This is a genomic window from Saccharomonospora iraqiensis subsp. iraqiensis, from assembly GCF_000430445.1.
In the GTDB taxonomy this organism is placed as follows: Bacteria; Actinomycetota; Actinomycetes; order Mycobacteriales; family Pseudonocardiaceae; genus Saccharomonospora; species Saccharomonospora iraqiensis.
The window spans coordinates 20,871-22,251 of sequence record NZ_KE387124.1; the positions used below are offsets into that span (position 1 = coordinate 20,871).

At 72.3% G+C, this 1,381-nt stretch carries 2 protein-coding genes; one reads left to right on the forward strand and one right to left on the reverse strand.

Annotated features, from left to right (window positions below):
• Positions 1–681: DUF998 domain-containing protein (locus ACTIR_RS0118530; protein WP_026455398.1), on the forward strand; the 681-nt coding region annotated here is incomplete at its 5' end.
• On the opposite strand, the gene ACTIR_RS0118535 is transcribed toward ACTIR_RS0118530, so the two are convergent.
• A complete protein-coding gene (locus ACTIR_RS0118535; RefSeq protein WP_026455399.1) occupies positions 669–1,145 on the reverse strand; it encodes a hypothetical protein in 477 nt (158 codons plus the stop codon). The genes ACTIR_RS0118530 and ACTIR_RS0118535 overlap by 13 nt on opposite strands.
• Positions 1,146–1,381 lie beyond the last annotated feature (236 nt).

Sequence of the window (1,381 nt, forward strand, 5' to 3'; positions counted from 1 at the left end):
GCTGCCGCCGGGGCGGCCCGGGCCCGCCGGTGGACGGTCGTCGCGTGGGCGGCGCTGGGGTGGGCGGCGTTCACCCTGGTCGTGCTGCACGCCGTCAGCCCGTACGACCCGGTGCGCGACCCCGTCAGCAGGTACGCCTTCGGCACCGACGGCGCGGGGCTGCTCGAGGCGAGCCTGCTCTCCTTCGCGCTCGGTGTGGTGGCGGTGTATACGGCCCTGTCCGCCTCGGGGCACCGGTTCGGCCGGACGCCGACACTGCTGGCCGTGGCGACCACGGCGGGGCTCGTCGCCGCCGCGCTGTTCCCGGCGGCGTTCACCGACGACGTCGCCCCGGCGAGCGGTCTGATCCACCAGTACGCCAGCCTGCTCGCGTTCCTGTGTCTGCCGGGAATGGTGGTGTGCCTGCTCGACCGGACCCGGTCGGCACCCGGTCCCGCGCACGCCCGGCGGACGACGACGCGGCTGCTCGTCGCGGACCTCGCCGCGCTGGCGCTGTTCGGGTCGGCCTACGTCGTCGACACCCTGCTGCCCCGGGTGCCGGAGTTGTCCGCGGTGGCCGCCGCGCTGCCGGTGGGCGGGGTGCAGCGGATCGTCTTCGTGCTGCACTTCTGCCTGCTCGCGGGACTGCTGGAGTTCTGCCGCACGCCCGGGGGTGGTGCGGCGGCGGATCAGGACGGGTAGTCGTCGAGCGACGCCGTCATCCGCGGATCCCGCCCGGGCTGGTCATCGACCGGGGTGACGACCTGTCCGCGGTGCAGCTGCACGTTCGTGCTCGTCGGGGTGCGCGGGGTGGGGCCGGCATACCGGTCGTCGGTGGCCCGGCCGTCCCGCAGCTGGGAGATGACCGCCATGGTGACCGCGTGCACCAGGGCCAGCAGCAACAGCAGCACACCGAGGTTGCCCACCACCGCACGGAGCGTGTTCCCGCCGCCGAAATCGAAGTTGAGTACCGACAGCAGTGCCAGGAAGCCGAACATGACGATGTGGAAGAGCACGGCGACCAACTGGGCCATGGAACCGACCGACTCGGTCTCGTCGTCCACATCGGAGAGATAGCGTTTCCCGCTGTGGTAGAGGATCTGCCCGTCCGCGACGATCATGATCAGGCCCAGGCCGACGAACGCCAGGTACGCGTCAGTGGTCACCGCAGCCTCCTTTCCGCGTGGCGCGAAGGCACTCACGCTTCGTACCCGGCCACCGGCCCCGGGAAACGACGACGTGTAGCCGCGCCCCCGATGGGGTATCCGGCCGCAGCGGCCGTGCGCAGCCGGCTACCGGTGCGCCCGCCGTTCCAGAGACCACACGCGACCCCCGGGAGTAGCCGTGAACGCCCACACCTCGACCGCGCCGAGCCACAACCCGCGGCCGGTGTTGCCCTACA